Here is a 26,142-nt window from a genome sequence, read left to right on the forward strand (position 1 = left end):
GTCGTGATGCAACACAGCGCTCAGTTTGCCGTCACGCAGCAAGTCAACGTTATCTTTGTCAAGGTCATGCCCGATAAAACATTTCGGCGCCTGACCCAGCGNGCCGAGCGCACGGAGTATTGCAACGTTGCCTCCNCCCATCGAATAGACCGCGACAATTTTGCGCTCTGCATCAACGGCCCGCTTGACTCGCTTCTCCGTTTCCCTGTCGAGGCCGTGCCCCCCGCTGGCATCGACGAGTCTTAGCTTCGGATTTCGGCGGGTCAATTCATCCCGAAAGCTCGCTCCGCGTTCTTCTTCCCCGCGAAACCGCTCACTACTCATGGTGACCAGAACATTGCCTTCACGGCGACCAAGCCATTGACCGATGAGGTAAGCGGCGGTCGCGCCTGCCATGTGGTTGTCGAGCCCGGCATAGGCAATGCGCGATGACCGCGGAATATCCGTAAAGATGGTGACGACAGGAATGCCCCGCTGCCGCAAGCCGGAAACAGCGGCAACAATCTCAGGGACATCTCGTGCCTTGAGCAACACACCGTGGCTGCCCCTGCGTCCAATCGCGCTCAATGCGTCCACAACTTCCGCAGTGGTCATCGTGTCTTGCATCAGAAACCGTGGTCTGAATACCGCCGGATGCAACCCCGGTAGCTCAGATTCCAACGCTTCCCGTATTTCGTCAGAAAACCTTTGCGGCGCTTCGACGACGACATCGACGACAACCTTGCGCCCGCTAGTCGCCAGCTGGAACTGTTGTTTCTCCAGTTCCTTTATCCCGTGCTGCACCCGTTGGCGAGTGTGTTCGCGGACGTGCTCCCGTCCATTCAGCGCGCGGTCGACTGTGGCAAGTCCAAGGCCCGCCTGGCAGGCAATCTCCTTCGTAAGAAAGCGGTGCGCCATGAGGGGCCTTCAAATGGAGGTGTTTTTGAGGCGTTTATCCGTTTCCTAGGAACCTCGATAAAGACCCACCACATGGTGGCTTAGCTCCCGCGAGCCAGCAGGATCTGCTACGTCGAGCGCTCGCTGAAGTCTGGCCCGAAGACACGTTCGTGACTGCGCCTCGCGAGCAGGTTGACCGACGCAATGGGCAGACCCGTACGGGGTGGATTCTCATTGCGTTTTCGGGAAGTCAGGATATAAATAAACCAGTTCGTTGCACTCAACAGTAGTTGGGGCGAAGTCGAACTGGCAATAGCGGCCCGAATGCCTTTCCGCATCGGCTTGCTCCAGACATGAAAGACTACGGGCAATAACATTCCGGGGTGACCTATGGCGGCGATACAGCACGTTTTCGTCCTGATGCTCGAGAATCGTTCCTACGACAGCGTGTTCGGATGGTCCAATCTGACGGGCGTCACACCCGGAGGTGAAACCACAACCGCCAACGGACTGCCCGCCACGCCCATAGTCAATTTCGGACGAACTGGGACAGCATATCAGCTAGGCAAAGGTGCGCCCTACGCGCTCGGCTTTGACCCGGGACATGAACTTACCGACGCCTGTGTCCAACTGTGCGGGTTACAGGTAGCCAGTGGGGATACCGTGCGTAACGACTCCCTCGTTTTCGGCGCGAGCGGCTATCCACCATTTGCGACGGACACTTCGACAATGGGCTTTGCCGCAACGTACGAAGACCATTCCGACGCAGTAGCTGACGCTTTCAACGCCTTTACACCGGACCAACTCCCTGTACTGAACTTCCTGGCCCGCCAATATGGTGTATGCGATTACTGGTTCGCATCGATGCCGGGACCGACATGGCCGAATCGTTTCTTTGCCGTAGCCGGTACCTCGTCAGGGCTCGACCATTCTCCGAGTGATGCGCAAGTTGTGGAAGCGGTGTTCTTCAACGCACCACTTTTCACTTTTCCGAACGGCACGGTTTTCTCAAAGCTTCAGGCGTCGGACTGGCTCATCGTGCAAGGCGACGTTGCACAGACGCGCGGTATTCACGGGATGCAAAATCTGCTCAGTCGTTTCGTTCGCATGGATACGCTGCTTTCTCGGCTTGCCGATAATTCATTGACCGAGAAGTTTATTTTTATCGAGCCAACGTACGACGCCAAGAATGACTTCAGAAACGGCAATTCGATGCATCCGGCCGGCGACGTACGGAACGGGGAAGCGTTGGTCAAGCAAGTGTACGACGCTATCAGTGGTTCTAACCTATGGTCCAGCAGCGTGCTGCTCATAGTCTTCGATGAGCATGGTGGCTTCTTTGACCATGTGACGCCTCCAGATGCGAAGCCGCCGGGCTCCGCCGAAAACGGCCGCCTGAAAACCCACAACTTTGCGTTTGACAGGCTAGGCGTACGCGTGCCAGCCATCGTCGTCTCTCCTTTCGTTCCCGCTGGCACCATCGACCATTCGGTGTATGACCACAGCTCGATTCTGAAAACAACAGACATGCTGCTTGGGCTCAATGGAGCGCTCAACCTGACGGCGCGTGTGCGCGCAGCGGACAATTTCTCGAAGATATTGAGCCTTTCGACGCCTCGTTCCGATATCCCGCAATGCCCGTCACCCGTCGCTGCGGGTAGTGACCCGCGGCCCACGAGCGAAGGGGCTCCGCGGTCGAAGGATCCCTTTCTGCCACTGTATGCGCATCACTAGGACCGGCGGCTCACGCCTGTACATCCGGCGCCCGACAGAAGGGCGCTTCACCAGCTTCCGGCAGTCACCAAGGGGAACTTCCGCCCTGCGGAGGTTCGCAAAAAAGTTCCACCCACTTATGGCTTTGTATGTCCAACAAGCTCTTCGAATGAGGAAGACGTAAAGACATATCTAGCGAATGACTTCAGGCAGATAAAAGCTAAAGCGCGCTGACCTGGCCGGTGATGCGTCGCGACGCACAAAGGCATTTGCTCCGTCGTTTCGAGAACCACTGTCGGCAGACCTGGCGCTCGAGTTGCACGCACCTTTACGGGCAGTGTCCTTCACCTTTCATGGCATCCCGAACGCGTCGATGCCGCAGCGCCGTCGAGCTTCTACCCGGCGACATAAGAGCTAAATTCAGGCCGGACGTTGGCGAGTGCGCGCTGCGCCGCGTCGAGCATTAACCGCTTTGGATTCTAGCGATGGCGAGCGCTCGGTCAGCAATGGCTGAGCCTCATCCTCGGCGCGTTCCGCCCCTGTGAACTGTTGGCGGTAAGCTGCAGGCGTCATTGCCTTCGTCGCTTTGAACTGCCGGTTGAAGTTGGCAACATTGGAAAAGCCAGAGCGCGTAGCGACCACGGATATCGGCAGTTGCGTGTCCGTGAGCATCCGGCAGGCATGCCCGATTCTCACCCTTGCGATGTACTGACCGATGCTTTCACCGAGGTGATGTGAAAAGTGTCGGGTTAGGGTGCGTTCGGAAAGGCCGGACGCTTGCGCGAGCGTCGCGAGTGGCAGCGGTCCTGCGAACTGTGTTTCAATCAACGAGAGAACGCGGTTGAGCTGTTCCGGCTCATGCCCTGACGGTGCGCCGATGCGCGCCTCGAAAGCGCTCGGCGAGGCTAAAGGTACTGCCGGTAAATCCGACAACCAGACCAGAATGTCGAGCACCGTCGTTAGACGTTCGCGTGAGTCTTCGGAAAGCAGCCGGTCCAGATACTGTCGCATGTGCGTACCAGCCCCTTCTTCGAACACCAATCCGCATACGGCCCGTCGCAGGAGAGTGCGCAGGTCCGCATACTCTGGGCAGAGGTCCGAGAAGCGCCGGACCCATGCATCGTCAAACCATATGACGATGGCGACCTGTGAACTCGTCGGGTCTATTGAGCGATTGGACGCCCACGTATGCGGCATGTCCGGAGGAACCAGGACCAGGTCGTCGTCGCCATAGACCGCCACCGAGTCGCCGATATACCGCTTCCCCTGGCTGTTCATAGTCAGGGTCAACTCGTATTGAGGATGATGGTGCCATTCGAACGGAATCCTCGGCAGCCGCCGATGGTAAACCCGCACGGAACAACTCCCACCGAATCCAACGTGCTCGTACGCTGCTTTCATGGCTGAATGTGCGAAGACATTGTCTGGATGTTATCACTGAAAACGTCGGCAGCATCGTACTCTTCAGTTGCTCAGCAACGATATGGAGACGATGCAATGGCACTGCACATTGATGACCTGCCGGCAGCAATCAGGAAAGCGAAGCGCGAGTTGCGCGAAACGCTGCCCAACTACAAGGCAGTCTTCGCCGAGGTCGAATCGGCGATGAACGAAGAGGCCAATCGCATAGCCGCGGTTCGAGACCGGGGAGATGCAGTCATTCCCGAAATCCAGTTCGCAGACATTGTTGCGAACCGGGTAAGCCCGGAACAGATTGCGCTTGTCAAATCACGCGGCGCTTGTGTATTCCGCAAGGTATTTGACCAATCGCTCGTCGAGCAGTGGGACAACGATATCGCAGACTATGTCGAGCGCAATGACCTCGATAAAAAACTGCTCACGCGCGCCGAAGACAAATACTTCGGTCAGCTCGCATCGAGCAAGCCCCAGATCTATGGCGTCTACTGGTCAAAGCCGCAGGTACTGGCGCGCCAATCCGACGAGCTTACGCAAGCGCGTGTGTTCCTGAACCGCCTTTGGAAAACGGAAAGCGAAGGTCGGGTCCATTTCGACCCGAACCACGTCCCGGTCTATGCCGACCGGCTGCGCCGCCGCCCACCGGGCTCGGAGTCACTCGGTCTCTCCGCGCACTGCGACGGCGGCTCGGTAGAGCGCTGGATTGAGACCAACTTCCGCAAGGTCTACCGGCACGTCTTCTCCGGGAACTGGCGCGACTATGACCCGTTCGACGCAGCGTGGCGAACCGATGTCGAAGAAATTGCATCCCCGGCAGTCTGCTCCATGTTCCGCACTTTCCAGGGGTGGACAGCGCTCACGCCGCAAGGTCCCGGCGACGGAACGCTGCAACTCGTGCCAATCGCAAACTCGATGGTCTACATCCTTCTGCGCGCGCTGCAGGACGACATCGCCGACGACGACTTGTGCGGAGCGATGCCCGGGCGCGCGCTGTCAATCAGGCAGGAATATCACCCGCCGCTATTCCGCGCGCTGTCTTCGATTCCATTGATGCAGGCTGGCGATACCGTGTTCTGGCACAGCGACGTCATTCATGCGGTCGAGGATGCGCATCGAGGCACGGGCTATAGCAACGTGATGTACATCGCGTCGCTGCCGTCGTGCGCCAAGAACGACGCCTATCTGAAGCGGCAACTGCCGAGCTTCCTTGAAGGAAAGAGCCCGCCGGACTTTCCCGCAGACCACTTCGAAGTCGATTTCGTCGGTCGTGCCACTGCCGATGACCTGACGCCTCTCGGTCGGTCACAAATGGGCATGAATCTGTAAGCGAACAGTGGCGTCTTATTAAACGAAAACACATTCGCCCACCATCAAGCGTCGGCAAATGCTCAGCAGTCGGATAACAATCAGGAGACAAATGATGAAAAAGTGTGGACTCGCCGCTGCAATAGCAGCGATTTTCGGTATGGTCGCTCCGCCGGCGGCTGACGCCGCCGAGTCCGTCTCGGTCTTGCATTGGTGGACGTCAGGCGGTGAGTCGAAGGCCGTCCGTGTCCTCAAAGACGACATGGAAAAGCAGGGATATGGATGGAAGGACTTCGCAGTTGCAGGCGGTGGCGGTGCGGCGGCGATGACCGCTCTGAAAACCCAGGTGATTTCGGGTAACGCTCCGTCTGCCGCTCAAATCAAGGGGCCGCTCATCCAGGATTGGGCGAGCCAAAGCGTACTGGCGAATATCGACAAAGTGGCTGCCGACTGGAAAGCTAACCTCCCCCCGACGCTCGATACACAGATGAAGGCAGACGGGCACTATGTCGGTGTGCCATTCTCAATTCACCGCATCAACTGGCTGTGGATTAACAAGGCGGACCTGGACAAGGTGGGTGGGAAACCGCCAACTACCTGGCCAGAATTCTTCGCGCTGGCGGACAAGTTTCGCGCGGCGGGCATCACCCCGGTAGCGCACGGTGGTCAGCCGTGGCAGGACATGACAATATGGGAAACCGTGGTGCTGTCCCAAGGCGCGGACTTTTATCGTAAAGCACTGGTCGACCTCGACCAGCAGACTCTGACATCGCCGCAGATGGTACAGGTCTTCGACATCGTGCGAAGAATTCATGGCTACCTCGGCAGCGGATATCAGGCGCGCGACTGGAACGTCGCTACGGGAATGGTGCTATCGGGTTCCGGCGGTATGCAGTTCATGGGCGACTGGGCAAAGGGCGAGTTCGCCAATGCCAACAAAAAAGCAGACGTCGACTATATTTGCGCGCCGGCTCCGGGCACATCGAATGCCTACACGTACTCTGTCGACTCGTTTGTGTTCTTTCAGGAGCGCGGAGCGAAAGACGCGACACCTGGACAACTGGCAATGGCCAAGACCATCATGTCGGTCGATTTCCAGCAGGATTTCAGCCTCTACAAGGGTTCTATTCCAGTTCGTCTTAACGTACCGATGGACAAGTTCGACACCTGCGCAAAAAAGTCATACGCGGATGAAATCGCGACTATCAAGTCCAGTGGCTTTGTCCCATCCCTCGAATTCGGTATGGTTCAATCGGCTGCGACCGAGGGAGCGATAACCGACGCGGTCACCAAGTTCATGAACTCGAACGAAGACTCGGCGCAAGGCGTCAAGGCGCTGGCTGCCGCGGCGAAGGTCCGCTGATAGCGGCAACGAAGCTAGCCCATGCGCCAAGGCGGCTCACGTACGCATTGCTCTGAAATAACATCCCGCCCGTCCGTAATCCGAGCAACATAGGCACGGTTTTCGTCATCGAGTATACGAGTCCATTGGGCAACAAGATATTCGTCGAGAGTTTCGAACACGCTGACCTGCGCCCAAGTGTTCGAGACGAACGCTGACATCGTGTAGCTGACATCGCTGGGACGGTCGACTAGAGCATCGTCCTCGGCGCGCACCCCCACAGTATAAATTTTGGCCAAGGCCCTTACTCGTTGGAAATGAAGCCGGGAAGCTCACGAGCTTCGGGCAACCGGGTGGCCGCGAATGCCTCGGCGAGCATCAGCGCGAAACCATCAACCGTTACCGCGCGGGTGGCGACACGCTGTCTAAGGAAATCCGCCCATGCAAATTTTGCGTTGAACCCGCCTGGATTTTCAAAGACGCCTGCGGCTCTGATGAAAGCCGCCAGGCTCTGGAAGATGTCATCGGGTATTGCTTCAACCGATTTCGGAAGCTCAGTTGCCGGATGTTCTCGCCCATGTTCGTCAAACGGGTGGACCCATCCTCGCTCCGACATGGTCTTCGCAAACTGTTCATCAGTCAGGCGGCTCAAATCCTCCTTGACGCGAACGGGCGCTTCGGGCAAACCTATCTCAAACCAGGCCCGCGCCCAATGATGGTGGTCAATCACATGTAGTAGTCCTTTCGGTCCCAGGATAGTCACTACGGCCTGTTCTTCAGCGAACCGGCGGCGCTTCTCGGGGCCAAGAGCAAAATAGCTCGCTTTCTTCGCCTGCACCTGGACATAGCCAATCGCACCTTGTGTTGGGCGCAGGACGTTCCATGAAACCCAGCGCGGGCTATCATCGCGGGCCGTCTTGCTTTCCTCCGGGCTCGATTGCTCCTTCATATGCGCCTCCTCGAAGTTGCGGCGCATGGACCGGAAAGTGCCGCAAGCACCGCAAGCTTCTGCAAGCAAGCCGTGCGCCCAGCTTTTCGCATGCCGCTTCCATAGACAAGGTAAAGGCGCGGTAGCCTCGTCCCATGCTGTACACCGAAAAGAGCACGCCGTCGTATGGCGAATAACAGGGTTCGGTGAATGCGAATTCAGTATGCTTGAGCATCGCGTTCTCCTTTCGCGGTATTGAAACGGGCCTTCCCGATGTTGCTTGTCAGTAGGCAAAACACAGAGCCGGATCTGCCAGTACTGTCGCGCAATTTCCTGGTAACGCGACGCGTGCTCGCCGTCGTCCTGGTTTTGGCGGTCCTTGTTCCTCTTGGCTGCGTCGCGGGCTATGAATACTTCGACGATCAGCGGCGTAGCGCAGACACGAGCGACGTCGTTGACCGCCTGATCAGGGTTGCCCAGGAGCCCGCGCTGAAAATCGTCGACATGAACAGCGAAATTAGACGTAGCTGTTGAACGTCTGCTGGTGGTCGTGGCAGGCACAGATTTCCAGTGGCTTGCACGCGTGCCGGTTGAGCGCTCTCCTTGGGGTGACGTGGCCCACAACCCCGCCACAAGCAGAGTCCGGCAACATCGCCTCAACTACTGTGCGACGTCCTTTCCGGGATCCCGGATTCGCCGCCAAGAGCACTAAGCGCAGTGGCCGTATCGACCTCGGTAGTGCCCCTGCACCAAGCTTGGCGGCTTCCCCGGCTTCAACAACCGGGTTCGTGGCCAGCATGTCCGCCATCGCCTCGGACGTTATCCGCTCGACTGCGACTGCAGGATTTGCGTCCCACGTTGTAGCGCGCTTCCGCCAGGGCGATAGTGCGCTTCCGTTGTATTGCTGCGATGCAGCAGCGACTTTTTGTGAATGGCGCACACTTTGTTGCATGCAAAGCGACGGATTCAACTTGGTGCAAACTGTGTTGTGCTCATACGCACAAAAAAAAAGCGTCACGTTTCCGTGACGCCTTAAAAAGTTCTAGCCATTCCGAGGGCCGTGCTAGAACCTGAGAGATGGTATTTCGAAAACGGCTGAGGCCACGCGCGCTGTGGTGGTGAGCATTCACGGCAGCCGCGAACCGGGACCGGTCTGCATCAGACTCCGCGCCCGATGGCGGCAAATTCGCGGCATGAAAGAACCATGCGTGATACCGTCTTTCGAAATGAGGTTCCATTTTTTACGGTTATGCTGACTAAGTCAAGCAAAATCTGAACAGCCTCGGCGCGCTGCGGAAAATTATTCCGATACAATGAATAATACGAAGAAAACAGGCGCGCACGCCGCCTGCGGGACGGCCTTGCGCGCCGACCGCAGCACCGTCGAGCAGGTCTTCAAGCAAATAACCTGAAATAATGTTCCAGAATCCACATGAACCCACGAACGCGACCCCACACCGCCGCCGACCCCGTCAAAGAGAAAGACGGCTCCGGCGACGAGGTCACCGCGCTGGCACGTGGCCTGACGGTGCTCCGTTCGATTGCCGCTGCAAGCGCACCGCTCAGCAACCGCGAACTAACCGAACTCACCGGCATTCCGAAGCCGACTGTCTCGCGGATCACCGCGACGCTGGTCGGCGCCGGCTTTCTGTTCCGGCTACCCGACAGCGAGCGCTTCGTGCTGACTTCGTCGGTCCTGGAACTGAGCAATGGCTTTCTGCGCAACTTCGATATTCGCGCGCGAGCCCGCCCGTTCCTGATCGAACTTGCGGAGCGCACGCGTCTCTCGGTGCATCTGGCCGTGCGCGACCGCCTCGACATGGTGGCGATCGACGTGATCCGGCCTCGTTCGGCCGTGCTCGTCTCGCGCCTCGAGGTCGGCGCGCGGATGAGCCTGAGCCGCACCGCGATCGGCCGCGCGTACCTGGCCGCGCTCGATGAACCCGATCGCGCGAAATTGCTGACCGGTTTGCAGGCCGCCGAGGGCGACGACTGGGGCCATGTCGGCGGCCCGCTGGAAACGGCGCTGCAGGAAACCATCCAGCGCGGTTTCGCCATTGCAACAGGCGAGTGGCACGACGGCCTGAACGCAATCGCGCTCGGCTTCACCGGCCCCTCCGGCGAGCGCTACGCAGTCAACTGCGGCGGCTCCGCCGACCAGTGCCCGCGCGACTGGCTGATCAACCGCGCCGCACCCGAACTGCTCGATTGCGTCGCGCGAATCGTGCTGGAGATCGGCGGCACGCCGGGGCGCCGCCTCGACAACTGAAGCGCTAAAACGCGCACTGCCTCGGGGCCGCGCGACTTCCTACATCCTGTAACCGGCGTAATCAAAAGAAAAATACGCAGGTGGACTGTTACAGAGCGCGGGACGTAGGATCATGCATTCCTGCCGCCGAGGGCCCGCGCGGTCTGGCGCAAGGCCGTTCGGCACGGCGCGACGAAGCCCGGACCGCATGAATGTCGCCGGGCACTGCGCAAGCATCCTTGCCGGCGTCTCAGGTAGCATCGCGCTGAACACGCGCGGGCCGCCCGCTGTCGAAACCGCCTGCCGTGCCGTCGCACGCTCAAGCGCCCAGCGTCGATGCGGCACAATCGCGTGAACGCCTCACTTCCAAGCCAGTCACTGACCGAACCGATGGACGAACAACAACAGCATTCGGAAACTTCACGCCCCACCGCTCCGGCCTCGCCTACGCCTCCGAGCGGCGCGCCAGACCGTCCGTCGCATAAACACGATAAGCGTGACACGCCGCCCGGCGTCGTCAGAAGCCATCGCGGCCGCAATATCGCGCTCATCGTCGCCGCGCTCGCGATTCTCGGCTTCGTGCTGTGGCGCTGGCATCCGTGGGGCTCGCCCGGCGGCACGGCGCCCGGCGCGAGCGGCGCGCATAGCGGCCGGCCCGGCCGCGGCGGGTTGGGCGGCATGGCCAACATGCCGCAACCCGTCCACGTGGCCACGGCAACGCAAGGCGAGATGCCGGTCGTGCTGACCGCGCTCGGCACGGTCACGCCGCTTGCCAGCGTCACGGTATTGCCGCAACTCAGCGGCACGCTGCAAGACGTGTATTTCAAGGAAGGCCAGATGGTCAAAAAGGGCGACCTGCTCGCCCAGATCGACCCGCGCCCGTATCAGATCTCGCTCGACAACGCGCAAGGCACGCTCGCGCGCGACGAAGCGCTGCTGCAAACCGCGCGTCTCGATCTGAAGCGCTATCAGACACTGCTCTCGCAAGACTCCATCGCGAGCCAGCAGGTCGATACGCAGGCGTCCCTCGTGCGTCAATATGAAGGCACCGTGAAGTCCGACAAAGCTAATGTCGATACCTACAAGCTCGACCTCGTCTATGCGCGGATCACTGCGCCCGTGTCGGGCCGCGTCGGCCTGCGCCAGGTCGATCCCGGCAACTATGTGACGCCGAGCCTGACCAACGGCATCGTGGTGATTACACAGTTGCAGCCGATCAGCGTGATCTTCACCACCTCTGAAGACAACCTGCAGCAGATTCTCGAACAGACGCAAACTGGCGCGAAGCTCTCCGTCACCGCGTACGACCGCAGCAACACCACGTCGCTCGAAGGCGGCGCGCTCGAGACGCTAGACAACCAGATCGACACCACGACCGGCACCGTCAAGCTGCGCGCGATCTTCCAGAACGGCAAGAACCTGCTGTTTCCGAACCAGTTCGTCAACACGCGCCTGCTCGTGAACACGATCAAGGACGCGGTGATCGTGCCGACTTCGGCCGTGCTCAACGGTTCGATGGGCCAGTTCGTATACGTCGTGAAATCCGACAACACTGTGACCGTGCAACCGGTCAAAGTCGGCCCCGTCGACGGCGAGCGCACCAGCATCAAATCGGGCTTGCAGGTAGGCGAGCGCGTCGTGATCGACGGTTCCGACCGCCTGAAGGAAGGCGCGAAGATCACCATTCCGGCCGACAAGCCGCGCGGGGCGTCAGGCGCCCGCGGTGCTTCAGGTGCGAACAGCGCGGCGGCCGCGTCCGGCGCCTCGGGCGCGCGCGTCCATCACGGCAAGCACGCGGCGCAAGCTTCGCAATAAAGGCACGGCACTTACCGCATGAATCCATCCCGCGCTTTTATTCTGCGTCCCGTCGGCACCGCGCTGCTGATGGCGGCGATCATGCTGGTCGGCCTCGTCGCGCTGCGGTTTCTGCCGCTCTCCGCGCTGCCCGAGGTCGACTATCCGACGATCCAGGTGCAGACGTTCTATCCGGGCGCGAGCCCGGACGTGATGACGTCGTCCGTCACCGCGCCGCTCGAACGTCAGTTCGGGCAGATGCCGTCGTTAAATCAGATGTCGTCGCAAAGCTCGGCCGGCTCGTCGATCATCACGCTGCAATTCAGCCTCGATCTGCCGCTCGATATCGCCGAGCAGGAAGTGCAGGCCGCGATCAACGCGGCGGGCAATCTGCTGCCGTCGGACCTGCCCGCGCCGCCGATCTACGCAAAGGTGAATCCCGCCGACGCGCCGATCATCACGCTCGCCATTACGTCGAAAACCCTGCCGCTCACGCAAGTCCAGGATCTCGCCGACACGCGTCTTGCGCAGAAAATCTCGCAGGTCGCGGGCGTGGGTCTTGTGAGCCTGTCGGGCGGCCAGCGGCCGGCTGTGCGGATTCAGGCGAACCCGCGCGCGCTCGCCGCCTACGGTTTGAATCTGGACGACCTGCGCACCACGATCTCGAACCTGAACGTCAACACGCCAAAGGGCAACTTCGACGGCCCCACGCGCAACTACACGATCAACGCAAACGACCAGTTGACCGACGCCGACGCATACAAAAGCGCGGTAGTCGCGTACAAGAGCGGCCGTCCCGTGATGCTGACCGACGTCGCCACCATCGTGCAGGGCGCGGAAAACACCAAGCTCGGCGCGTGGGTAGACGGCACGCCGGCGATCATCCTGAACGTGCAGCGCCAGCCGGGCGCGAACGTGATTCAGGTCGTGGACAGCATCAAGAAACTGCTGCCGCAGTTGCAGCAGGCGCTGCCGGCTGCGCTCGACGTGCAGATCGTCACCGACCGCACCACCACGATCCGCGCTTCGGTGCGCGACGTGCAGTTCGAGCTCGCGATGTCGGTCGTGCTCGTCGTGCTCGTCATGTACCTGTTTCTCGCCAACGTCTACGCGACCATCATTCCGAGCCTCTCGGTGCCGCTTTCGCTGATCGGCACGCTCGCCGTAATGTACCTGTGCGGCTTCTCGCTGGACAACTTATCGCTGATGGCGTTGACGATCGCGACCGGCTTCGTGGTCGACGACGCCATTGTGATGATCGAGAACATCGCGCGCTATATCGAAGAAGGTGAAGCGCCGCTCGAAGCCGCGTTAAAGGGTTCGAAGCAGATCGGCTTCACGATCATTTCGCTGACCGTCTCGCTGATCGCCGTGCTGATTCCGCTGCTCTTCATGGGCGACGTGGTGGGCCGCCTGTTCCATGAGTTCGCGATCACGCTCGCCGTGACCATCGTGATCTCGGCAGTCGTGTCGCTCACGCTCGTGCCGATGATGTGCGCGAAACTGCTGCGCCACACGCCGCCGCACGAGAGCCACCGCTTCGAGGCGCGTGCGCATCGCGCGATCGACTGGGTGATCGCCCGTTACGCGGTCGCGCTCACATGGGTGCTGAACCGTCAGCGCTCCACGCTGGTCGTCGCGGTACTGACGCTCGTGCTCACCGCGCTGCTTTACGTGTTCATTCCAAAGGGCTTCTTTCCGGTGCAGGACACCGGCGTGATCCAGGCGATCACGCAGGCGCCGCAGTCGGTGTCGTATGCATCGATGGCCGAGCGCCAGCAGGAACTCGCCGCGCAGATCCTGAAGAATCCCGACGTGCAAAGCCTGACCTCGTTCATCGGCGTGGACGGCAGCAATATCACGCTGAACAGCGGCCGCATGCTGATCAATCTGAAGCCGCGCGACGACCGCAGCAGTACGGCAAGCGAAGTGATCCGTCAGTTGCAAAGCGACGTCGCGCATATTGCCGGCGCGTCGCTGTACATGCAGCCGGTACAGGACCTGACCATCGATTCCACCGTGAGCCCCACGCAATATCAGTTCATGCTGACGGACCCAAACATGAGCGAATTCACGACGTGGGTGCCGAAGCTCATCGAACGGTTGAAGCAGTCGCCGGAACTCGCGGATGTCGCCACCGACTTGCAGGACAACGGCCAGTCGGTGTACATCGAGATCGACCGCGCCACCGCGTCGCGTTACGGCATCACGCCCGCCACCGTCGACAGCGCGCTGTACGACGCGTTCGGCCAGCGCATCGTCTCGACCATCTTTACCCAATCGAACCAGTACCGCGTGATCCTGGAAGCGCAGCCGTCGATGCAGCACTACACCGAGTCGCTCAAATCGATCTATCTGCCCTCTTCCACTTCGTCGGGCGGGCAGGTGCCGCTGTCCGCGATCGCGAAGTTCATCGAGAAGCCCGCGCCGTTGCTCGTCACGCATCTAAGCCAGTTTCCCGCGACTACGGTGTCGTTCAACCTCGCGCCGGGTTCATCGCTCGGCGCGGCCGTCAAGGCGATCGAGCAGGCGGAGAAAGACATCGGCTTGCCGGCGTCGTTCCAGACGCGCTATCAGGGCGCGGCGCTGGCGTTCCAGGCGTCGTTGTCGAACGAACTGTTCCTGATTCTGGCGGCCATCGTCACGATGTATATCGTGCTCGGCGTACTGTACGAAAGCTTCATTCACCCGATCACGATTCTGTCGACGCTGCCGTCGGCGGGCGTGGGCGCGTTGCTCGCATTGCTGATGACCGGACACGATCTGGACATCATCGGCATTATCGGCATCGTGCTGCTGATCGGCATCGTGAAGAAAAACGCGATCATGATGATCGATTTCGCGCTCTACGCCGAACGCGAGGAAGGCAAGGCGCCGCGCGAAGCGATTTACCAGGCGTGCCTGCTGCGCTTCCGGCCGATCCTGATGACCACGCTCGCCGCGCTGCTCGGCGCACTGCCGTTGATGCTCGGCACCGGCGCCGGCTCGGAATTGCGCCGGCCGCTCGGGATCGCGATTGCGGGCGGTCTGATCGTGAGCCAGTTGCTGACGCTCTTCACCACGCCGGTGATCTACCTCGCGTTCGACTCATTGGCCCGCCGCACGCGTGAGCGCTTTAACCGCGGCGGTCCGTCGCACGGCGGTCCGCCCGCAGGTGCCACGCCGCCCGCCACGGACGCAGGGAACTGATGCGATGAACCTGTCGCGTCCCTTTATCTCGCGCCCTGTCGCCACCACGTTGCTGGCAATCGGCATTGCGCTGTCCGGTATTTTCGCGTTCATGAAGCTGCCGGTCGCGCCACTGCCGCAAGTAGATTTCCCGACCATTTCGATCCAGGCGTCGCTGCCCGGCGCGAGCCCGAACACGGTGGCGACCAGCGTGGCGAGTCCACTCGAACGGCATCTCGGTTCGATCGCCGACGTCACAGAAATGACGTCGATGAGTTCGGTCGGCTCCACGCGCATAACGATGCAGTTCGGCCTGAACCGCAATATCGACGGCGCGGCGCGCGACGTGCAAGCCGCGATCAATGCCGCGCGCGCCGATCTGCCGGCAAGCCTGCGCAGCAATCCGACCTACCACAAGGTCAATCCCGCCGACGCGCCGATCATGATTCTCGCGCTCACGTCGAACACGCTCACCGCCGGCCAACTGTACGACTCGGCGGCTACGGTGCTGCAGCAGTCGCTGTCGCAAGTGGACGGCGTCGGCGAAGTGGACGTGAGCGGTTCGGCCAATCCGGCTGTGCGCGTCGAACTGGAGCCGCAGGCGTTGTTCCACTACGGCATCGGTCTCGAAGACGTGCGCGCGGCGCTCGCCGCCGCCAATGCGAACAGTCCGAAGGGCTCGATCGAATTCGGCCCGAACCGCGTGCAGATTTATACGAACGACCAGGCGAGCAAGGCGTCGCAGTATCGCGATCTCGTGATCGCCTATCGCAACGGCTCGGCGGTCAAGCTGTCGGACGTGGCCGAAGTCGTCGATTCGGTCGAAGACCTGCGCAACCTGGGCCTTTTCAACGGCAAGCGTTCGGTGCTCGTGATTCTTTACCGCCAGCCGGGCGCGAACATCATCGAAACCGTCGACCGGGTCACGGCGATGCTGCCGCAGTTGCATGCGTCGCTGCCCGCCGACGTCGATATTTCGCCCACCTCCGACCGTTCCGTCACGATCCGCGCGTCGCTCAAAGACACCGAGCACACGCTGATGATCGCAGTCGCGCTCGTCGTGATGGTCGTGTTCCTGTTTCTGCGCAACTGGCGCGCCACGCTGATTCCGAGCGTGGCCGTGCCGATCTCGATCATCGGCACGTTCGGCGCGATGTATCTGCTCGGCTTCTCGATCGACAACCTCTCGCTAATGGCGTTGACGATCGCGACCGGCTTCGTGGTCGACGACGCCATCGTGGTGCTCGAAAACATCTCGCGGCATATCGAGAACGGCGTGCCGCGCATGCAGGCCGCGTTCCTCGGCGCGCGCGAAGTCGGCTTCACGGTCATGTCGATCAGCATTTCGCTCGTCGCCGTGTTCCTGCCGATCCTGCTGATGGGCGGCATCGTCGGCCGGTTATTCCGTGAGTTCGCGCTGACCTTGTCGCTTGCCATCGGCGTGTCGCTCATCGTCTCGCTTACGCTCACGCCGATGATGTGCTCGCGCCTTCTGCGCGAGCCTCACGAACAGAAAGAGGAAGGCCGGTTCGGCCGCTGGCTCGAACGCGGCTTCATGTCGATGCAGCGCGGCTACGAACGCACGCTCGGCTGGGCGCTGCTGCATCCGCGCCTGATCCTGACGATTCTGCTCGCCACCATTGGCCTGAATATCTGGCTGTATATCATCGTGCCGAAAGGCTTCTTTCCGCAGCAGGACACCGGGCGGCTCGTCGGCGGCATTCAGGCCGACCAGAGCACATCGTTCCAGGCGATGAAAGGCAAGTTCGCGCAGATGATGGACATCGTCGGCAAGAATCCGGCCGTCGACAGCGTGGTCGGCTTCACGGGCGGGCGGCAGACCAATTCGGGCTTCATGTTCGTGTCGCTCAAACCCAAGAGCGAGCGCAAGCTTTCCGCCGATCAGGTGATCCAGCAACTGCGCGCGCCGCTCGGCGACGTCGCCGGCGCGCGCACTTTCTTGCAATCGGTGCAGGATATTCGCGTGGGCGGGCGGCAATCGAATGCGCAGTATCAGTTCACGCTGCTCGCCGATTCCACGCCCGACCTGTATCTGTGGGGACCGAAGCTGACCGAGGCGCTCCAGGCGCGCCGCGAACTGACCGACGTGAATTCCGACCAGCAGCAAGGCGGCCTCGAAGCGATGGTGACGATCGACCGTGCGAGCGCGTCGCGTCTGGGCATCAAGCCCGCGCAGATCGACAACACGCTGTATGACGCGTTCGGCCAGCGCCAGGTGTCGACCATTTATAACCCGTTGAATCAGTATCACGTTGTGATGGAAGTTGCACCGAAGTACTGGCAGAGTCCGGACATGCTCAAGCAGATCTACATCAGCACATCGGGCGGCAGCGCGAGCGGTGCGCAGACCACCAATGCGCCGGCGGGCACGGTGACGAAGGCGACCACCACGTCGTCCACGAGCGCTTCGTCGGGCGGCACGGCGGGCACGACGACGTCGAGCGCGGCAGCCATTGCCGCCGATTCCGCGCGCAACCAGGCGATCAATTCCATCGCGACGAGCGGCAAGTCGAGCGCTTCGTCGGGCGCGGCCGTGTCGACTTCGAAGGAAACGATGGTGCCGCTCTCGGCGATTGCCAGCTTCGGTCCCGGCAATACGCCGTTGTCGGTGAATCACCAGAGCCAGTTCGTAGCTTCGACGATCTCGTTTAACCTGCCGCCTGGCGTGTCGCTATCGACGGCAACGCAGGCGATCTACGAGACGATGGCGCAGATCGGCATGCCGGCGACTATCCACGGCAGCTTCCAGGGCACGGCCCAGGCGTTCCAGCAATCCATGTCGGATCAGCCGATCCTGATTCTGGCCGCGCTGGCAGCCGTCTACATCGTGCTGGGCATGCTTTACGAAAGCTATATTCACCCGCTGACCATTCTGTCGACGCTACCCTCGGCGGGCGTGGGCGCGTTGCTGGCACTGCTGCTCTTTAACACCGAGTTCAGCATCATCGCGCTGATCGGCGTGATTCTGCTGATCGGCATCGTGAAGAAGAACGCGATCATGATGGTGGACTTCGCTATCGAAGCATCGCGGCAAGGCCGCTCGTCGCGCGACGCGATTCATGAGGCGTGTCTGCTGCGTTTCCGTCCGATCATGATGACCACCTTCGCCGCGATGCTCGGCGCGCTGCCGCTCGCTTTCGGACGCGGCGAAGGCGCGGAGTTGCGCGCGCCGCTCGGCATTGCGATTGTCGGCGGGCTGATCGTGAGTCAGATGCTGACCTTGTACACGACGCCGGTCGTCTACCTTTACATGGACCGGATTCGCGTGCGATGGGAGTCGAGGAAAGCGCGCAGAAGCGGCATTGCTCCATCCGCTTGAGGCGTTGTGCGTGCGCGGCAGTATGTGTGCGCGGCGTTACGCATGCGCGGCCGACTGCGATCGAACACGCACAGCCGCCGCGCAACGTCATGCCGCCCGTTCGAGCGGCCTCACAGTTTCTGTTTCATCGCCAGCAGAAAAATGCGCTGCCATTGCTTTGCCTGCCGCTCGTTGTCCATAGGCAAGCGCCACATGCCGTGCGCGGCATCCTTCACCTTGAGCGCGACTTGCCATTGCGCCTCGTCGCGCTCGACGTCGGCCCCGAGCAGATCGGCAAAGATATAAGCGCCCTCATCAGCGCCAAGACGGATCTCACACAGACGCTTGCCCGACGCGAGCCGCACGGAGCCCCAACTGCCGTCGAGCCGGTGCGTCCAGTTGCCATCGCGAATATTCGGTGCGACTTCCTTACGCCGGCGCAGCCAGTACGCGCCCGCGGCAATCAGCAGCAACGCGGCCAGCACCGCCACGCCGACGGCGACCGCTGTGCCGAACGTCGCCTGCAACGCATCAAATGCGCGCACCGCGCCATACACCAGCGCAATCAGCGCCAGTAGTGCAACAATAATCGGCATCGCGAGCTCCCGACACAAGCCTTACGGCTGTTTGTGGGTCGCGGCCCAATCCTTCACGGCCTTCAGCGTATTCTCGACGTGCTTCTCGGGCGAAAGGCTCGTGTACTCGTAGATGATCTTGCCGTCCGGCGCGATCACGTACGACACGCGATTGGCCATCGAACTATGCATCGGCAAGCCCGCGTCGTATGCGCCGATCACTTTCGACTCCGCATCTGCTGCAACGGGGAATTTGCTGCGGCACTCGCTCACCGAGAACTTGGTCAACGTGTCGATGTTGTCGTGCGACACACCGATCACGGTCGCGCCGTACTTCTTGTATTCGTCGACGGCTTCGGCGAATTCATGCGCCTCGATCGTGCAGCCCTTTGTGAAAGCCGCCGGGTAGAAGTACAGCACCACCGGTCCTTTCTTAAGCTCATCGGCAAGCGAATAGGTGTAGGTCTTGCCGCCGAGCGACGCCTGTGCGGTGAACTGCGGCGCGGCATCGCCCGGCTTGAGTGTTGCAGAAGCCGTCAACGAATAGGCGGCGAGCGCCGCTGACACGGCAGCGGCCAGCGCCGCCGATATGACTTTCCTCTTCATCTGCTGATCCTTTGAGCGTTGATGCACACCGTTTCCGGGACGAGTCCACGGCCGCGCCGTTCCAGCGCACTTCGAGCACCTTGGAGCGCTTCGAAGCGCCTTTCAAGCGGCCCCAAGCAGCGTGAAGCCACACAGCCCGACATGAACGGCCGGCCTTGCGCTCTATTGGACCACGTACACGAAAAAACGTGCGGCGTGCGGCGCCGGATGCAAGCATTGGCGCCCGTTACGCGGCCGCTTCCTCCACATGCGCGCCGAACCACGCGGCCGCGGAGAGATTGAGTTCGGCGAGTATTTCGGGCGTAAGCGCCGCGAATTCCGGCGGCGCATCGGGTCCGAGTGCGATGGACGCCGCGTCGCCGCCCTCGCCTGCCACTTGCGCGATGCGCAGCAGTACGCCGAGCGGCCCGCGGCGCGTGACGATGGCTTCACGGATCTGCGGCGCGAGGCCGAGCTTTTCGAGCACGGCCTCCGGCGTGCTGCCGAGCAGCACATGCACGAGCGAAAAGATGCCGGTCATGAACGCGGCATCGGCGAATTCGTCGTCGGCGGGACGCATCCAGCCCGCCGCCAGTTCCATGAAGCGCGAACGGGTGCCGGCCAGTTGCACGAGCGGATCGGCGCGCCACGGCAATTCGCCGCTGTCCGCGTAGAGCAGCAGTTGCGCCCAGCGCGCGATCTGGCGCGTGCCTGTCGCGATGATCGCCTCGCGCAAGGACGCGATATTGCGTCCGAGACCGAATGCACTCGAATTCACGAGCCGCAGCAGTTGCACGACAACGCTGGGGTTCAGCTTCAACTCCGCTTCGAGTTCGGCGATGCCCGCATCGCGCGACAGTAACGCAAGCAGGCGCAAGAGGCTCGGACGCGGCGAGCGGTTGCGCGGCGCGGCCAGCACCTGCGGCCGCGCGAAAAAGTAGCCCTGAAACAGATCGAAGCTGAGATCGCGCGCGAGCGTGAAGTCCTCGCGCGTCTCCACCTTTTCGGCGATCAGCGTCTTGCCGAAGCCGCGCATGGCAGCGGCGAGTTCGGGCAGATGCGCACGCTCCGTCTGCAAAAAGTCGATCTTGACGATATCGGCATGCGGCAGCATGGCGAGCAGTTCGTCGGACAGCTCGCTGACGTCGTCGAGCGCGACCTGGAAACCGCTGCGTCTTAGCTCGCTCAGCCGGCGTGCGAGTTGCGCATCGAACTTCACGGTTTCGAGGATCTCGAGCACGAAGCGCTCGGGCGGCATCACGTGGACGATGTCGTCGAACAGCATCGCCCGGTCGATATTCACGAAGCCGCGATGCCGTGCGAGCACGGCAGGCACGCCGATTCCGCCGAGCGCACGCGCCACCACCTGCGCCGTCGCCTGAGCGTCGTCGGTGACTTCGGCATAGTTATGCGCGCCGGCCCGAAACAGCAGTTCGTATGCGTTGAGCGCGCCGCGGCGATCGAGGATAGGCTGCCGGCCCAGGTAGACGAACTGCGCGGCGGACGCCGGATCGGCGTCGTCGCCGGGCGAGTCGCGCACCTCGATGCGCCGGGCAGCGGCCCGGACCAAATGAAGTTCAGACATGGATCATCGGTGCAGCTTTCGAAGAGTTGCGCGGCAGCGGCGTGCCGTCACCGCACAAAGGGTTTGCCGTATTAACGGACGCCCGGCAGCCGCACTTTAACGGAATCAGCCCCGAACTGGCGGCCACGGCGCCACCGCTCTCCCTTACAAAATGTTTTTCTCGCACATCCGCTAAAGATTTCGGGGCGCGGGTCGTTATCTTGTTCTGATGGGGCGGCCTGATAGCTTCGGCCGCCTTCACCAGGCGAACAGCAAGCCGCTCCGCCTGCAGACGAATACAGGTTGCCAGCGACAAACATGGAAGCGAACAGGATCACCGCGCCCCGCCGGGGCTCCTTGCGCACGGTCGTCGACCGGCTATTTGCGCTCGGCCGGCGCGTGGATGACAAGCCGCAAGCAGGCCCGCCCTCACCGCCGCAGCTGGAGCAGGTGGTCGGCGCCGTCGATCTGCTCGCGCACGTGGACAGTGAACTGCGCTTTATCTATGTGTCCGACGCGAGCCTGCGCTTTATCGGCTATCACCGCGAGTATCTGGAGACGATCTCGCTGCACGAACTGGTGGCCCACGCCGACGTGGCGCGACTCGACGCGCTGCTCGCCCGCGCGTCGGCATCGGGCAATGTCGAGAAAGCCACGCTGGGGCTCATCAAGTCGCTGACCTACCCGATCACAGTCGAGTTGCGCGTAGTGCGCAGCAGCCACAACGGCATCGAGGGCTATGCGATCGCCGGCTTCGACGTGTCCGCCTGGCGCGCGAGCGAGGAGCGCCTGATCCAGGCGCTGCATCTGGATCGCCTGACCAATCTCGCCAACCAGTCGGCGCTGATTCCCGCCGTGCTCGAGGCGCAACAGCAAGCGGATGCGCACGGCACGCCCGCCGCGCTGCTGCTGCTCGACATCGACGATTATCAGCGCGTGAACCGCGCGCTCGGCTACGACGCCGGCGACGAGATGCTGCGCGACACCGCGCGGCGTCTCACGAACATGACGAGCTCGAACGAAACTGTGGCGCGTGTGGCAAGCGACGAGTTCGCGATTCTCGTCAAGCCCGCCGCGAACCGCACCGACGCAGCCGCCGCCGCGGAAGCACTGGCGCGGCGTCTCTTGACCGCGATCCAGCAACCGTATGTATTCAGCGGCCAGCAAGTGCATCTGTCGGCGAGCATCGGCATTGCGCTTTATCCGGATGTGCGTCACGCCAACGACACCGCCGCACACGACACGCATCTGCTGCGCTGGGCCGACCACGCGTTATTGCAGGCGAAGGCAGCGGGCGGCAACACGCTCGCGTTCTACGTGCCCGACGACAATCCTGCCGACGCCGAGCGCCTGAAACTGGAGGCGGATCTCTACGACGGTGTGCGCAACGGCGAGTTCTCGCTACACTTCCAGCCGATCACGAGCAGCCGAACGCATGGCGTGGTCGGGGTCGAGGCGCTGATCCGCTGGCTGCATCCGGTGCATGGTCTCGTGCCGCCGTCGATGTTCATTCCGCTTGCGGAATCGATCGGCCTCATCAACTTCCTCGGCAACTGGGTGCTGAAAATCGCGTGCATGCAGTTGATCCAGTGGGACGCCAAAGGCATTTCGCTGCAATACGTCGCGGTCAACGTGTCGCCCCAGCAGTTTCGCGATCCGCGCTTCAAGGACGCCGTGCGCGAAGCGATCGACCTGACCGGCATCGACCCGCGGCGCCTTGTGTTCGAGATCACCGAAAGCCTGCTGATGCACGACCCGGCCCACGCGAAAGTATTGCTCGAGGACCTGACGGCGATGGGCATCCGCTTCGCCGTCGATGATTTCGGCACCGGCTATTCGAGCCTGGCTTACCTGCAACGGTTTCCCCTTGCGAAGCTCAAGATCGACAGGAGTTTTGTCGAGAATCTGCTAACCTCCCGAAACGACCAGGCGATCGTCAGCGCGGTGGTCGGCCTCGCTCAGACACTCGACCTGGAACTGGTCGCGGAAGGCGTCGAAACGGAAGCACAACGGGCCCTGCTCACCGAGATGGGATGCGACCACATTCAAGGCTGGCTCGTCTGCAAGGCGTTACCGTCCGACGAACTGGCGCAGCGTTTCGAAGCGCGCTCGCTTCATCTGCACAGCGCGTAGCGGTGCGGGTCAAGCGCTTACGCAGCGGCACAAGCCGGCCCGAGGCCGGCGTGGCATTCATTGGAACATGTATGGCTTTTGCGGGAATCACATGGTAAAGGCGGCTGTGCTCGACCGGCTCTGGACGCGAATGAGCGAGCGCGGCGATTTCCCCATGCTGTCGCAGTCGCTGCGCACCACCATGACGGCGATGAACAACGACGACCTCGACTTCACCGGCCTCGTGCAAGTGGTGCTCTCGGACTTCGCGCTCACGCAAAAAGTGCTGCGGCTCGCGAACTCGGCCATGTATATGGCGTTCGGCGGCAATATCACGACGGTGTCGCGCGCGCTGATGGTGCTCGGCATGGATGCCGTCGGCCATCTCGTCGTCGGCCTGAAGATCGTCGATCACTTTCATCACAGCGCGCCGCGCCGCATCGACGCGAAGCTCGAACTCAACCGCACGCTGCTGTCGGGCTGCGTCGCGCGCAAGCTGACCGAGCGCGGCGACCTGCGCGCTGGCGAAGAAGCGGTGGTCTGCACGCTGATGCGGCAAATCGGCAAGCTGCTGGTCGTGTTCTACCTCGATGCAGAGTGGGACCAGATTCGCCGGCACATCGAAACCGGCACGCTGGAAGCGGATGCGTGCGTGCTGGTGCTCGGCGTGACCTTCGACGAAATCGGCGCCGAGGCCGCGGTGCGCTGGCGCCTGCCGGACATGATCCGCTCGGGCATGGGCGAGTTCGATCCGCAGGACACGGAACAGCCGCGCCAGGTGCAGTGGCTGCGCGCCATCACCAATTACTCGACGGCGGTTGCGGACGTCCTCACGCAGCAGAACGTGCCCGACTTCGAGCGCGAGCAACGTATCGCGGAGCTCGCGCAGGAATATAGCCGTGCGCTCAACACCGATCCGGAAGTGCTGCTGGAAATGAGCGTCGCGCTCGCCCGCGAGGAAGGCGGCGACGGCGTGATGCGCGAGATCGTCGAACTGCGCGCGAACGCCGATGCGATGGCGCGCGAGGCGCTGAATCCGGAAGCGCGCATCGCGGCAGGCGTCGAAGACCTGCGCGCACTGCCCGACAGCAGCGCGCTTGCGCCAGCGCTCGGCATGGCGTCGGAAACCGTGCTCGCAGCGCTCGGCTTTGCGCGCACCGTCGTGTTCGTCAAGCACAGCAACGGCACCTTCCGCGCGCGCCTCGGCCTCGGCCCGAAGATCGACGCGGCATTGCCGAAGCTCACGTTCGGTTCCGCATTCGAGCCCGACGTGTTTCACCTCGCGATAGCGAATTCGGTTGGCATCTTCATTGAAAACGCGCGCGATCCGAAGATGGTCGCACGGCTGCCCGAATGGTTCCGCCGTTCATTCGACGACGCCCGCGCCTTCGTGCTGTTACCGGTGGTGGACGAAACAGAGCAGACTGTCGCGCTGCTTTACGGCGACTGGTCACACACTCAGGAGCCTCGCCGCATCTCGCAGAAAGAGATGAGCGTGCTGAACGAACTGGCCAGGGAGTTAGGCCGTTTTTTCGGCCTGGGGCAAATGCGGGAAATGGAGACGATGTAAAGACGTGGCGTGATCGCTGATCACGGTGCGTGAGTTTCCAGTTTCTGCATTTGCCCGACGCCAGACTTTTACAAGCCCGATTCGCGATGCCGGCGTGCACTGCATGCCGGCATCGCGCAAGATTTCGGCCTCAATCCTCAGCCTCAATCCTCGATTCTTTCCAGGCCTTCCGCGCTGCGATCCGCGACACCTGCCCACGCGCCGGCCGCGAGCCCCATCTGAGCGACCTCCTCCACCGTCAGCGGTGCAAGCTGTGCGCAAAGTGCGGCAAGCTCGCCCCACGAACCGTTCTCCAGCGCCTCGACGGTGCTCAGTAACAAACCGAGCACGCCCTCGCGTTGCAAAATCGCCGCCTGGATCGGACGTGAGAGCGTCAGCACATTCAACGTGCTTTCGAGCGAGCCGCCGAACACTGCGTCGACGAATGAAAACACGCCGGTCAGAAACGCCGCGTCGGCTTCGTCGCGGCCGGCTTCCGGCAAGCGTTCGATGGCCAGTTCCATGAAACGCGCGCGAGTCGCAGCGAGTTGCAGCAAAGGATCGTCTTCGAGCGCGACCTTGCGGCCGTCCGCATAGAGCAGCAACTGCGTCCAGCGCGCGATGCGGTCGGTGCCGGTCGCATTGATTGCATCGCGCAACGTCGTCACTTTATGGCCGACCGCCAGGCCGCTCGAATTCGCCAGCTTCATCAAATGCATCACCAGCACTGGATTGAGCTTGAACTCCGCTTCAAGCTGCGCGACCGTGGGCTCACCCGCGAGCAATTGCAACAGATTCAGCAGCGCATGGCGCGGCGCGCTCACGCGACGCGTCACGGAGGTTTGCGGACGCGCGAAGAAATACCCCTGGAAGCGGTCAAAGCCCAGGCCATGCGCCGTTTCGAAGTCGGCTTGCGCGTCGAGGCCCGATGCGATCAGCAGCTTGCCTGCCGACTTGAGCACGCTTGTCAGTTTCGGCAACAGCGCGGCGGGCGCGCACGTAATGTCGATCTTGATGGCGTCTGCATAAGGCAGCAGCTTCGCGAAGGTCTCGTTGGGCTGCGTCACATCGTCGAGCACGAAACGGTAGCGCCGGCCGTGCAAGAGCACGATGCGTGCGATCAGTTCGTCATCGACTTGCATGTCGGGCGGCAGTTCGAACAGGAAGCGCTCGGCGGGCAGCCGCTCGATTGCGTCGTCGAACAGCATGTCCCGGCTCGTGTCGATGTATGCCGGATGCCCGGTCAGCGCGCCCCGCACATTGCCGTGAATGAAGCTGCGGATGATCGCGCGCGCTACGCGTTGCGCGGGCGTGGGCGCCGGGCCTGCCTTGGCGGTGGCGTCATCGGCGTCGCTTTCAGCGTCGGCGTGGAGGTCGGATAGCGCGTCTGCCGGCAATTCCGGCGCGCGTATCTTGAGCTCATAACCGCACAGCATGCCGTCCCGATTGAGGATGGGTTGCCGCGCGAAGCTGGCGTTCAACTGCTCTTCGTCCGTGGCGCCCGCATGGCCCGGCTTTTCGACTGCAATGGTGCTCATTCTGATCCCCCGCGAGGCGCCGCCCCGGCGCCTGTTGCTGTCTTGTGGCTGTCTTGTGCTGTTTTTGCCGTTACGGCTACACGGACTGCGTGCGGCCTTATCTTATCGTT

Annotated in this window: 17 protein-coding genes; 9 read left to right on the forward strand and 8 right to left on the reverse strand. The window is 61.9% G+C overall.

Translation table 11 applies throughout. The annotated features are described in order from the left end of the window. The coding region (locus tag F759_RS0114540; protein ID WP_027800495.1) for a LacI family DNA-binding transcriptional regulator at nucleotides 1-897 on the reverse strand (897 nt) is incomplete at its 3' end. Between the two features lie 369 nt (nucleotides 898-1,266). Here F759_RS0114540 and F759_RS37745 point away from each other — a divergent pair. Next, nucleotides 1,267-2,610, forward strand: a complete 1,344-nt coding sequence (locus F759_RS37745) for an alkaline phosphatase family protein (protein WP_084534263.1) — start codon at nucleotides 1,267-1,269, stop codon at nucleotides 2,608-2,610. Nucleotides 2,611-3,009: 399 nt separating this feature from the next. On the opposite strand, the gene F759_RS37750 is transcribed toward F759_RS37745, so the two are convergent. After that, entirely contained in the window at nucleotides 3,010-3,990 is a 981-nt protein-coding gene (locus F759_RS37750) for a helix-turn-helix domain-containing protein (RefSeq protein WP_036024421.1), read from the reverse strand. Between the two features lie 96 nt (nucleotides 3,991-4,086). On the opposite strand from F759_RS37750, the gene F759_RS0114555 reads away from it, so the two are divergent. Together F759_RS0114555 and F759_RS0114560 are read left to right on the forward strand one after the other, a co-directional pair. After that, entirely contained in the window at nucleotides 4,087-5,331 is a 1,245-nt protein-coding gene (locus F759_RS0114555; RefSeq protein WP_027800496.1) for a DUF1479 domain-containing protein, read from the forward strand. A gap of 94 nt (nucleotides 5,332-5,425) precedes the next feature. Next, nucleotides 5,426-6,673, forward strand: coding sequence for an ABC transporter substrate-binding protein (locus F759_RS0114560; protein WP_027800497.1), 1,248 nt, complete (start codon nucleotides 5,426-5,428; stop codon nucleotides 6,671-6,673). Nucleotides 6,674-6,687: 14 nt separating this feature from the next. Here F759_RS0114560 and F759_RS0114565 read toward each other — a convergent pair whose 3' ends face one another. Beyond that, nucleotides 6,688-6,951, reverse strand: a complete 264-nt coding sequence (locus F759_RS0114565; RefSeq protein ID WP_027800498.1) for a hypothetical protein — start codon at nucleotides 6,949-6,951, stop codon at nucleotides 6,688-6,690. A gap of 5 nt (nucleotides 6,952-6,956) precedes the next feature. Further along, nucleotides 6,957-8,141, reverse strand: a complete 1,185-nt coding sequence (locus F759_RS42855; protein ID WP_154670912.1) for a ParB-like protein — start codon at nucleotides 8,139-8,141, stop codon at nucleotides 6,957-6,959. 871 nt (nucleotides 8,142-9,012) lie between these two features. Between F759_RS42855 and F759_RS0114580 the strand changes: the two genes are divergently transcribed. The 4 genes from F759_RS0114580 to F759_RS0114595 all read left to right on the forward strand — a co-directional run bounded on the left by F759_RS0114580 (nucleotide 9,013) and on the right by F759_RS0114595 (nucleotide 18,130). Then, entirely contained in the window at nucleotides 9,013-9,849 is an 837-nt protein-coding gene (locus F759_RS0114580; protein ID WP_027800500.1) for an IclR family transcriptional regulator, read from the forward strand. A 369-nt stretch (nucleotides 9,850-10,218) separates the two neighbouring features. Continuing rightward, nucleotides 10,219-11,643 (forward strand): MdtA/MuxA family multidrug efflux RND transporter periplasmic adaptor subunit, encoded by a 1,425-nt coding sequence (locus F759_RS0114585; protein WP_027800501.1) that lies wholly within the window; start codon nucleotides 10,219-10,221, stop codon nucleotides 11,641-11,643. Between the two features lie 18 nt (nucleotides 11,644-11,661). Next, entirely contained in the window at nucleotides 11,662-14,811 is a 3,150-nt protein-coding gene (locus F759_RS0114590) for an MdtB/MuxB family multidrug efflux RND transporter permease subunit (RefSeq protein ID WP_027800502.1), read from the forward strand. 4 nt (nucleotides 14,812-14,815) lie between these two features. Continuing rightward, nucleotides 14,816-18,130 (forward strand): efflux RND transporter permease subunit, encoded by a 3,315-nt coding sequence (locus F759_RS0114595; RefSeq protein WP_027800503.1) that lies wholly within the window; start codon nucleotides 14,816-14,818, stop codon nucleotides 18,128-18,130. Between the two features lie 110 nt (nucleotides 18,131-18,240). On the opposite strand, the gene F759_RS0114600 is transcribed toward F759_RS0114595, so the two are convergent. The 3 genes from F759_RS0114600 to F759_RS0114610 all read right to left on the reverse strand — a co-directional run bounded on the left by F759_RS0114600 (nucleotide 18,241) and on the right by F759_RS0114610 (nucleotide 20,854). After that, nucleotides 18,241-18,705 (reverse strand): hypothetical protein, encoded by a 465-nt coding sequence (locus F759_RS0114600; RefSeq protein ID WP_027800504.1) that lies wholly within the window; start codon nucleotides 18,703-18,705, stop codon nucleotides 18,241-18,243. A 21-nt stretch (nucleotides 18,706-18,726) separates the two neighbouring features. Beyond that, nucleotides 18,727-19,290 (reverse strand): peroxiredoxin, encoded by a 564-nt coding sequence (locus tag F759_RS0114605; protein ID WP_027800505.1) that lies wholly within the window; start codon nucleotides 19,288-19,290, stop codon nucleotides 18,727-18,729. A gap of 226 nt (nucleotides 19,291-19,516) precedes the next feature. Continuing rightward, nucleotides 19,517-20,854: an EAL and HDOD domain-containing protein gene (locus F759_RS0114610; RefSeq protein ID WP_027800506.1), complete on the reverse strand. Its 1,338-nt coding sequence runs from the start codon at nucleotides 20,852-20,854 to the stop codon at nucleotides 19,517-19,519. A gap of 297 nt (nucleotides 20,855-21,151) precedes the next feature. On the opposite strand from F759_RS0114610, the gene F759_RS0114615 reads away from it, so the two are divergent. Together F759_RS0114615 and F759_RS0114620 are read left to right on the forward strand one after the other, a co-directional pair. Next, nucleotides 21,152-22,966, forward strand: coding sequence for a putative bifunctional diguanylate cyclase/phosphodiesterase (locus tag F759_RS0114615; RefSeq protein WP_027800507.1), 1,815 nt, complete (start codon nucleotides 21,152-21,154; stop codon nucleotides 22,964-22,966). A 91-nt stretch (nucleotides 22,967-23,057) separates the two neighbouring features. Then, the gene (locus F759_RS0114620; protein WP_027800508.1) at nucleotides 23,058-24,515 is read left to right on the forward strand and encodes an HDOD domain-containing protein; all 1,458 of its coding nucleotides are present in this window, start codon (nucleotides 23,058-23,060) and stop codon (nucleotides 24,513-24,515) included. A gap of 143 nt (nucleotides 24,516-24,658) precedes the next feature. Here F759_RS0114620 and F759_RS0114625 read toward each other — a convergent pair whose 3' ends face one another. Then, complete coding sequence (locus tag F759_RS0114625) at nucleotides 24,659-26,032, reverse strand: EAL and HDOD domain-containing protein (RefSeq protein ID WP_027800509.1); 1,374 nt, start codon at nucleotides 26,030-26,032, stop codon at nucleotides 24,659-24,661. Nucleotides 26,033-26,142 lie beyond the last annotated feature (110 nt).

Origin of the sequence: Paraburkholderia dilworthii (genome assembly GCF_000472525.1) — a bacterium.
GTDB classification, from domain to species: Bacteria; Pseudomonadota; Gammaproteobacteria; order Burkholderiales; family Burkholderiaceae; genus Paraburkholderia; species Paraburkholderia dilworthii.

What these genes read in the sequence shown, in the direction of transcription:
- F759_RS0114605 (WP_027800505.1), bottom strand. Translation starts at nt 19,290, where the DNA reads ATGAAGAGGAAAGTCATATCGGCGGCGCTGGCCGCTGCCGTGTCAGCG.
- F759_RS0114590 (WP_027800502.1), top strand. Translation starts at nt 11,662, where the DNA reads ATGAATCCATCCCGCGCTTTTATTCTGCGTCCCGTCGGCACCGCGCTG.
- F759_RS0114610 (WP_027800506.1), bottom strand. Translation starts at nt 20,854, where the DNA reads ATGTCTGAACTTCATTTGGTCCGGGCCGCTGCCCGGCGCATCGAGGTG.
- F759_RS0114560 (WP_027800497.1), top strand. Translation starts at nt 5,426, where the DNA reads ATGAAAAAGTGTGGACTCGCCGCTGCAATAGCAGCGATTTTCGGTATG.
- F759_RS0114555 (WP_027800496.1), top strand. Translation starts at nt 4,087, where the DNA reads ATGGCACTGCACATTGATGACCTGCCGGCAGCAATCAGGAAAGCGAAG.
- F759_RS37750 (WP_036024421.1), bottom strand. Translation starts at nt 3,990, where the DNA reads ATGAAAGCAGCGTACGAGCACGTTGGATTCGGTGGGAGTTGTTCCGTG.
- F759_RS37745 (WP_084534263.1), top strand. Translation starts at nt 1,267, where the DNA reads ATGGCGGCGATACAGCACGTTTTCGTCCTGATGCTCGAGAATCGTTCC.
- F759_RS0114595 (WP_027800503.1), top strand. Translation starts at nt 14,816, where the DNA reads ATGAACCTGTCGCGTCCCTTTATCTCGCGCCCTGTCGCCACCACGTTG.
- F759_RS0114625 (WP_027800509.1), bottom strand. Translation starts at nt 26,032, where the DNA reads ATGAGCACCATTGCAGTCGAAAAGCCGGGCCATGCGGGCGCCACGGAC.
- F759_RS0114620 (WP_027800508.1), top strand. Translation starts at nt 23,058, where the DNA reads ATGGTAAAGGCGGCTGTGCTCGACCGGCTCTGGACGCGAATGAGCGAG.
- F759_RS0114585 (WP_027800501.1), top strand. Translation starts at nt 10,219, where the DNA reads ATGGACGAACAACAACAGCATTCGGAAACTTCACGCCCCACCGCTCCG.
- F759_RS0114580 (WP_027800500.1), top strand. Translation starts at nt 9,013, where the DNA reads ATGAACCCACGAACGCGACCCCACACCGCCGCCGACCCCGTCAAAGAG.
- F759_RS0114600 (WP_027800504.1), bottom strand. Translation starts at nt 18,705, where the DNA reads ATGCCGATTATTGTTGCACTACTGGCGCTGATTGCGCTGGTGTATGGC.
- F759_RS0114615 (WP_027800507.1), top strand. Translation starts at nt 21,152, where the DNA reads ATGGAAGCGAACAGGATCACCGCGCCCCGCCGGGGCTCCTTGCGCACG.